Annotated in this window: 7 protein-coding genes and 1 pseudogene; 2 read left to right on the forward strand and 6 right to left on the reverse strand. The window is 35.4% G+C overall.

Annotated features, from left to right (window positions below; genetic code table 11):
* A pseudogene (locus tag B4113_RS02000) lies at window positions 1-185 on the forward strand (IS701 family transposase); the annotation flags it as partial.
* Window positions 186-433: 248 nt separating this feature from the next.
* Here B4113_RS02000 and B4113_RS02005 read toward each other — a convergent pair.
* Window positions 434-2,029: a Vga family ABC-F type ribosomal protection protein gene (locus B4113_RS02005; RefSeq protein WP_061912146.1), complete on the reverse strand. Its 1,596-nt coding sequence runs from the start codon at window positions 2,027-2,029 to the stop codon at window positions 434-436.
* Between the two features lie 291 nt (window positions 2,030-2,320).
* Window positions 2,321-3,586: an MFS transporter gene (locus tag B4113_RS02010; protein ID WP_061912147.1), complete on the reverse strand. Its 1,266-nt coding sequence runs from the start codon at window positions 3,584-3,586 to the stop codon at window positions 2,321-2,323.
* A 29-nt stretch (window positions 3,587-3,615) separates the two neighbouring features.
* Between B4113_RS02010 and B4113_RS02015 the strand changes: the two genes are divergently transcribed.
* The gene (locus tag B4113_RS02015) at window positions 3,616-4,341 is read left to right on the forward strand and encodes a SagB/ThcOx family dehydrogenase (RefSeq protein WP_061912148.1); all 726 of its coding nucleotides are present in this window, start codon (window positions 3,616-3,618) and stop codon (window positions 4,339-4,341) included.
* Window position 4,342: 1 nt separating this feature from the next.
* Here the strand turns inward: B4113_RS02015 and B4113_RS02020 are convergent, their stop codons facing one another.
* The 4 genes from B4113_RS02020 to B4113_RS02030 form a co-directional block, all read right to left on the reverse strand.
* Window positions 4,343-4,903 (reverse strand): hypothetical protein, encoded by a 561-nt coding sequence (locus tag B4113_RS02020; RefSeq protein ID WP_061912149.1) that lies wholly within the window; start codon window positions 4,901-4,903, stop codon window positions 4,343-4,345.
* Between the two features lie 233 nt (window positions 4,904-5,136).
* Window positions 5,137-6,372 (reverse strand): IS256 family transposase, encoded by a 1,236-nt coding sequence (locus tag B4113_RS02025; protein WP_061912150.1) that lies wholly within the window; start codon window positions 6,370-6,372, stop codon window positions 5,137-5,139.
* A 97-nt stretch (window positions 6,373-6,469) separates the two neighbouring features.
* Window positions 6,470-7,009 carry a YcaO-like family protein gene (locus B4113_RS18395; protein WP_082799281.1) on the reverse strand — a complete coding sequence of 180 codons (540 nt, stop codon included), beginning with the start codon at window positions 7,007-7,009 and terminating at the stop codon, window positions 6,470-6,472.
* Between the two features lie 283 nt (window positions 7,010-7,292).
* The gene (locus B4113_RS02030; RefSeq protein WP_061912151.1) at window positions 7,293-8,042 is read right to left on the reverse strand and encodes a hypothetical protein; all 750 of its coding nucleotides are present in this window, start codon (window positions 8,040-8,042) and stop codon (window positions 7,293-7,295) included.
* Window positions 8,043-8,126 lie beyond the last annotated feature (84 nt).

The following is an 8,126-nucleotide window of genomic DNA, read 5'->3' on the forward strand; positions in this document are numbered from 1 at the left end:
AACGGTATTGGGCAGTGGTGCTGTTCGCCTGCGTATACAGCATCGCGGAATCTCAACAAGACCTCTCTTCCGGCCTGGAGCTTCTTCGTTCTCGGAAAGGACACAGCGTCGTTGAGTTCATCGATGACGCCGCAAAACAAGATATTCCCATTGATGTGATCAAAAAACAGCTCCATGTCGCCTAAGGGGTCCCCTGTTTGTCTCTTAGGGAATGGAAATTACTGTAATGAAAAATGCTCATCTACAGATCGGTAAAATAAGCAAGTATATATATTGCATTCAAAACACTCCTTTTAAATCGCTTTAAAATGGTGTTTATTGTAAATAAAAAAATCAAAAGGATTTTCAAATTACACTTGACAAAGAAAGAGGATTTTGGTATTTTTTTCATTTCATGATTCTCTTTGAAGTACATCTTTTGCTGAAGAACTGTTTAATCAAAGTTTTTTTGAATTAGTTTTTCTTTTTCAGAGAGTAAATTTTCCAATTGCATCTCTAACTCTTCAGATGGATTTAAACTTAAACGGCTAATAACTTCGGCTATTTTTGTTTCTAATAAAAGCAACCTTTCGTTTCTTTCTTGATCCTTTATTTCTGTTATTTTTCTTTGTTGGTGTTCTTTATATTCCTTGTAATTACCACTAAACAATTCAATCCTTCCATTCCGTATAGATAAAATTCGTGTAGCAACTTTATTAATAAATCGACGATCATGAGAAGCAAAAATCACGCTACCTTCATAATTCATTAGAAGCGTTTCCAAGGCTTCAATAGCTTGTGCATCAAGGAAATTCGTTGGTTCATCTAAAACTAACATATTAACATCACTTAAAATAATCTTCGCTAATGCTGCTTTTACTCGTTCTCCCCCACTGAGAATTTCAACGGGTTTATAAATATCCTCACCAAAAAAATGCATTCTAGCAAGAACAGTTCGAATAAAAGTCTCATTATGACTAGAAGTGGCCCAAACGTTTTGCAGTATTGTTTTTTTATCATCTAAAATATTTAAATCTTGACTAAAATAACCAATTTTTACAGAAGGTGAAAGTTTGACTTTAGGGTCTTTATTTATAATTTTTTTTATTAGGGTTGTTTTCCCACTTCCATTTGGGCCAATAATTGCCAACTTATCTCCAACACGTATTTGAAAGCTTATTTTATTCCATAAAATACGTTCTCCTACAATACCAGATAAGTCTTCAACACGTAAAATTGGTTTGTTGCGAGGAAGTTCTGCGTTTTTTAACTCCATTTTAATGGGAGGAAGTTCTTTTTCTTTTTCTACTACTTCCAATCGTTCAATCCGTTTTTGAATGGATTTAATATTTAACATTAACTTTTTTTGAATACTAGCGTAGTGTGTTTTTACACCGGGGACTCTCGCCTCTGAATTCGAAATATTTTTCGGCTTCTTTGTCGCTCTTTGAGCTCTATGCTTCAGATCGATGATAGCCCTTTCCAACTGTTTCTTTTTCTCCATATATTTTTTATATTTCAATTGATTACGGAGCTTCTTTTTTTCTTTTTGTTCTTTATAATTGGTATAATTGCCAGTATACTCTATTATCTTACAACCATCTATTTCCCATATGGTTGTGCAAAGAGAGTCTAGAAAATCACGATCATGAGAAACAATAACAAATGCCCCCTTCCATTCACTTAATATTTTTTCCAACCATTCAATGTGATCTGTATCAAGGTTTGTTGTTGGTTCATCAGCAAGCAATAAAGAAGGATGTCTATATAAAACTTGTTGAAGATATTCCTTTGTGACTTCACCACCGCTCTTTGTAGTGCCCGCTTGTTGTTTTATCTGTGGTATGAGTTCAATTTTTGCGTACCGAGTCACTTTCCCATTATTTGGATTGATCTTTCCAGCCATTATGTTCAATAAAGTAGTTTTTCCACATCCATTCGGACCAATTAAACCGATTTTATCATGATCATGGATTTGTAAATTATTTACATCCAGCAACAAGCGGTCTCTTACATAATGTTTTATATGATTGATTTCTAATAAAATCATATAAACACTCCTTTGAATGACCGTTAGTGTCAAGTAAAGTTCGCAAAAACCATCAGCACTCCGATAAGGGTTATGCCACTTATATTCGGAGTTACCGATGGCTTTTCCTCTTTTCACTTTTTGCGAACTTAATTTTACGTGATCGAATGACCCTTATCCATTAGGAAAGTAAGTGATGAACTTTATTTATCAAATATAATTCGTGCTTATTTATTGGTATTGGTTTTGGGTTTGGATTTGGATTAGTTAAATGCTTATAAATGTTCTCATTATTTGTCTTTTAATAAATTATTATGTTATCGAATCTTTTAATCCATTTGCTGTTAGCCTGACGACATCTTTAATCAAGAATAGTCCTATCGATGATAATGTCATTAATAGAGCGCAGGCAAATACAAGATATTCAATTCTTATCATACTGTTTAAAACACCACTTAACATCGCACCTAATGGACTTGTGATTGAAAAGATTGTCGTAATAGTTCCCATGACTCTTCCCAGTAATTTCTGAGGAACCATCATTTGTAATGCTGTGAAATAAACACTAGAGCCTATCGTATTAAACAAGCCATAAAGAAACCATAAACTAATTGATAATATAGAGATATGACTTAAAGAAAAAATAACTAAAGTTATCCCTTGAAGGATTGTACCTATAATAAAAACAAGTCCGAGTTTATTAAACTTTTTATTTAAAATACCTAGTAAAGCTCCTCCCAGAATTGCCCCAATTGATAAACAGATTTCTAGAGCACTATAATAGAAAGAATTGTTGTTAAAAAAAACATTAGTCCACTTTGGAAGTAATGCCCAGATTGTCCAAAATGAAAGATTAACAACTAATGCGACGGGAATAACATTAATTATAAATTTATTATGTCTAATATAAGAGAGACCTTCCAAAAACAACTTCAGAAAGTTGTTTTGATCTTTCATTTTAGTTAAAAATTGTTCTTCATTTCCAAGTCTAGGTAACCTTAAAATAAAAATAACAGAGATAAAAAATGTTATTGCATTTAATAAGGGTGCCCAATATAAATCAGAAACCAATACAATTGCACCACCTGCGGATGCACCAACTATTGTTGCTGCTTGAAAAAAGGTTGTCATAATCCCGTTAACTTTAAGCAATTGATCTCGACTGATATATTCAGGAACGATGGCATCAAATGTTGGTGCGAAGATGCCGCTACCTAACGATAATAGACACACAGTTATAGCTAATATTAAAAAATTATTGTATCCTAGATAAAAAAGGAGTGAACACAAAAGTAAAATAATACACCTGAATATATCAATTGATAGTAATAGGACTCTTTTATTGAATCGATCTGCTAAGATACCACCCAATGGATTGATTAGTGTTGAAATTAACTGTAATGCCCCAATTATCCCAACATACCACTGATTTTGTGTTATTGCATAAGCAGTCCACATTGAAAAAATAGAAAATATCATCTTACCAAACTGTGATGTTGTTTCTCCACAAATTAAATTGATTGCATTACTATTTAATTTTGATATTAATGTTGATGAGGACTTCACTTTTTTTATCAATTATATTTCCTCCTTAGGAGAGATACAGGATGTATAATTTTATTAATTATCATAACAACTCGAAATTAACTGAGAAGGAAATACGGAAACTGGATGAATATTACCAAAAGGCACGAATACAAGAAAGTTATTATATGAATTTACAACCTCAAAAAAATTTTTATAATGAGGTCACTCTCGGAAACACAAAAAATATTAATAAAAACATTGTTGAAGTAATGGAGAATAGAACCTCATTTAGAGGAACTAATTATTCACCATTAAGTAGAATCGAATTATCGACAATATTGTTTCATGCAATGTCAAAAAAGAATAGTATTAAAAAGCCGTATCCTTCGGCAGGCGGTGTTTATTCTGTATACTTATATGTAATTGTTAATAACGTTTTAAATGTACCAAAAGGAATATATTTATACGATTCTAGAAAACACTCCTTAAAGCAATTTAAGGATATTTCCCACTTTAATATAACTACATTATCGAATTCTATCCTTTATCCGGATAATGTATCAGCTATATTGTTTACGTCAAGTTTATATATAAAAAGTTTTATAAAATATGGCGAAAGAAGTTACCGATTTATTTTATTAGAAAGTGGACATATAATACAGAATATTGAGTTATTAACAGCTGCTGTTAACGGTGGTGGACATTGTATAGGTGGCTTTTATGATGAATCTATTGAAAAGTTACTTGATTTAAACAAATATGAAATATTAACACATGGTTACCTTTTATACGGAAGAATCATATAAGTCAAAGAAAGGGATGTTTAGTGGTTTCTAATCTATTTCTATTACATTTTAATAGTCTTTCACTAATCGGACTATAAGAATTAACAATTAGATTTTGTAATTCAGGTGATAATACTCTCGTTGTATATCCTTCCTTATCACTTAAAATAACACCATAAAAATTATAGTTTGTTTGATTCATAAAGTCATTTAATGTTTTAAAAGTTTCTTCTTCAAATCTTTTAACAGATTGCTTCTTTTTTATTCTTTTGAATTTGTTAAAAACTTTATTAGAATTATCAACTATATAACTACCTGGTTCATAGAAATTATACCACCTGAGTCCAACAGCGGTATTAACACTTTCGTAGATAGCATGCTCAATTGCCTTATATATATTATTAGATGAAGCAGATCCTAACGCATATTTTGGAAAGTATTGTTCGCTATGAATTAACACCATAACATTATGGCACGGTAAATCGTTGTTAATTCGGTAGACATGAATATCATAGTTATTGAATTCAATTATTTGAATAATTTCTTTCAAGTTCATATTCATTTTTAAATCTGTAAGTTCCACAGCTTCAATCTCTTTATACCACGGTCAAGTCCAAATTATTGTGTAAATTCCCCTTTGATAGACAACATGGACCTGATGACTTGACGTATAGTAGGTAAGTCCGGCAAGTCTCCCTGCCAGTCGCCTTCCGGACAAATGATCATGTTGTCAAGGAACAGGCGTGTCAAGGAGCTTTCGCGGCATATCCTCGCTTCGCTCCGGTATTCCACGTTCTCCTTGACACGGCGAAGAGGTTATCCCACTCTCTTGATCGTCGAAACTTCCTGATTCACCGATCGAGCTTCTTGCTCTTTCGTTTTCCGCCACTGCCAATATTCGGACATATCCAAGTATTTGCGCCCTGACATCCATTTTTCGTCGATTTCGATCAACACGGCACCAACGAGGCGATACACCGATTCCCGGTTCGGAAAGATGCGGATGACCCGTTCTCTGCGGCGAATTTCTTCGTTCAGCCGTTCCACTCCGTTTGTCGTACGCAGACGCCGCCGATAACGGTCCGGATAGTCCAATACGGCGGTGGCGTCTTCGAATCCCTCTTCGAGGATTTGCATGGCTTTTGGGGCTTTTTCTTCCCATTTGGCCAGCACTTGTTCCAATAACAGTCGGGCCGTTTGCTTATTTGGAGCATGAAGAATCCCACGAATCTCCTCGAGCAAGGCATCCTGCATATACTTTGGTGCGGCATCGAGGATATTGCGAATAAAATGTGTCTGGCATCGTTGCCATGTAGCGCCTTGGAAATGCTTTTCAATGGCTTGCACCAGCCCACCGTGCTGATCCGAGATGATCAAGTCCACTCCCCGGAGTCCCCGGTCTTTCAGCCATCCGAAGAACTCGCTCCAGCTGGACTCCGATTCACTGTTTCCGATTTGCAGGCCAAGAATTTCCCGATATCCTTCCTCATTCACTCCTGTAGCGATCAACACGGCTCTGGAGCGTACTCGTCCATCCTCCCGGACTTTCGTATAAATAGCATCTACTAGCACAAACGGATACACGTGTTCATGAAGGGAACGGTAATTCCAGTCTTGGATAATCGGATCCAGTCCCTTGCACAGTGAGGAGACCGTGGACTTGGAAAACGAAGTGCCGCATAATTCCTCCGTGATTTGAGTGATTTTTCGGGTAGACACCCCGTTTACCACCATTTCCATTAGTGCCAGTACCAGTGCTTGTTCGCTCCGTTGATACCGTTGGAACAGTTCCGTAGAGAACTCCCCATCTCTTGTCCGTGGAACGCGCAAGGTCAACCGTCCCACCCGGGTCGTCAGCTGGCGTGGATACGAACCGTTTCGATAGCCTTTTCGTTCTTCCGTTCGTTCATAACGGCGAGCTCCCAGCTGTTCTTCTACTTGTGCCTCGAGGATTTGATTGAGGACTTGTTCCAATAGCTTAGCTAATCCCTCATCTCTGGTGAATAACCCGTGCAAAAGTTCATCATTTAGGGTAATATGATATTGAGCCATGGTTGCATTCCTCCTTATGTTTGGTGTTTTTGGTCCACTGTTTATTCTACCAAAGGGGAAGCAACATGGCTCTTTTTCTATTTCCCTTTTTACACAATTATATGGACTTAACTTTATACCACCAGCACATAATAGAGTCTCTTTCGCAAATTTCCATTGTTCCTTTTAAATAAGCTAATTCTAAACTATTTTTATCAAAAGAAAGGCCATTCGTGGTAGCCCAATTTAATCTATTTTCTCTCTTTATCCTTTTTGGTGGATAGTATGAAAATTGCATTGGAACATATATTTCTTGCCTGTTCCTGAGATTCTCTCCTTTTATATATCCTGCGGGACATTTAGAATGATACCATTCCAAATCATTAGCTGAAGGAGATTCCCAATATAAAGGACTCCACAAATTACGATTAAGAAACGTTGATGGAGTAGCATCACCAAAATGGATTTTAAAATTTGTTATACAATCACCCCTGCTGTATTTAATCTCTAACGCTTCGTTTAATACTGATTCTTTTGCTTTTTGTTTATTAATATGAGTGCCAGCTGGCCTGAAACCTACTTTATTCCCTTCGATTAACATTCTATATGTAAAAAAACCTTGAAATTCTATCCTCTGTTCACACCTTAAAAAAGTCATATAGTTCAAATCACTATCAACCTCCGGATTAATAGGAAGGATCTATACCTAGTTCCTGAATCCGTGACAGAAGTGTATCAAAAATGCTGGGAAACCCAATCGTGTCGAGACTTCGACTCCATTTCGAATGTTCACCTATTAGGTGAAGAACCCCGAGTGCAATATTTTGTTGATTGATCCAGTTTTCTTGGCAGCTTTGAACGCGTCTTTATCACGGATTCAGGTAGTTATCTGACTGCATAATCATGGTGATATTTTAAGGTATAGATCCTCCTTCGTTTTTTTATGCTAATTTACTCATATTATTTATAACAGGAATACCATTTACTACGAAGTCAGAGGGTTCTAATTTAACACCCGTTACACTAGGATATGCAGTATAAGATAATAAGCACATATATGAATGTGCAATTATAGACTTGGACCACAAATTAACTAAAGAGACAGTATATGGAGTTGCATTTATTTCTAAATCACGCATGGCATATTGAAAAGTTCCTTTATCGATAAGTATTTCTGCATCTCGATAGGAATCAATTAACTGTTGCAACAATTTTTTAATTTTATCTAAATAGTTAATCTGTAACTTCCAAAATCCTAATTGCCCTTCGCTATACATGTGTTCAACAACTTCATTCCAAATAGAATCTTCAATGGGGATAAGATTGTTTTTTGACCAGATTTGCTTGCATTCGTTATAGTCAAGTTCCTGAAACGGCTCTACCCATCCAGCTTTTAAAATAGGATCACTGTAAAATTCACTGGTAACCTCTATAAGTTCTTGTAAAACTTCTTTGGTATTTTCTATTTCTTCAATGCTCTTTCTTAAATGGTTTCTAAAAAGATTTGGTTGTTCTTTAGCGACCTTTTTGTCTTTGGTCTCCATAATAACTGACAACTCAATTAATTCATTTGCTAAATTAAATTCCCTCTGAGATGCAAATAGTTTTGATGTGTATTTAGCGATTAAATCTGCAAATCCATTAGTTGGTCTAATCCTACCATTAGAGGCATCACAATTAATTCCACCCATTTTATCAAACCTCCCTCTAGAAATGTTGATTTATCAAGGCTTTTCGGCCCCTCAGGGGTGTCCAAAAAATATTTTTCGACAAAA

It is taken from the genome of Geobacillus sp. B4113_201601, assembly GCF_001587475.1.
Lineage (GTDB): Bacteria > Bacillota > Bacilli > Bacillales > Anoxybacillaceae > Geobacillus > Geobacillus icigianus.

Bases quoted from the DNA above. Each gene is read 5' to 3' on its own strand.
- B4113_RS02005 (WP_061912146.1), bottom strand. From the start codon at position 2,029: ATGATTTTATTAGAAATCAATCATATAAAACATTATGTAAGAGACCGC.
- B4113_RS02015 (WP_061912148.1), top strand. From the start codon at position 3,616: ATGTATAATTTTATTAATTATCATAACAACTCGAAATTAACTGAGAAG.
- B4113_RS02025 (WP_061912150.1), bottom strand. From the start codon at position 6,372: ATGGCTCAATATCATATTACCCTAAATGATGAACTTTTGCACGGGTTA.
- B4113_RS18395 (WP_082799281.1), bottom strand. From the start codon at position 7,009: ATGACTTTTTTAAGGTGTGAACAGAGGATAGAATTTCAAGGTTTTTTT.
- B4113_RS02030 (WP_061912151.1), bottom strand. From the start codon at position 8,042: ATGGGTGGAATTAATTGTGATGCCTCTAATGGTAGGATTAGACCAACT.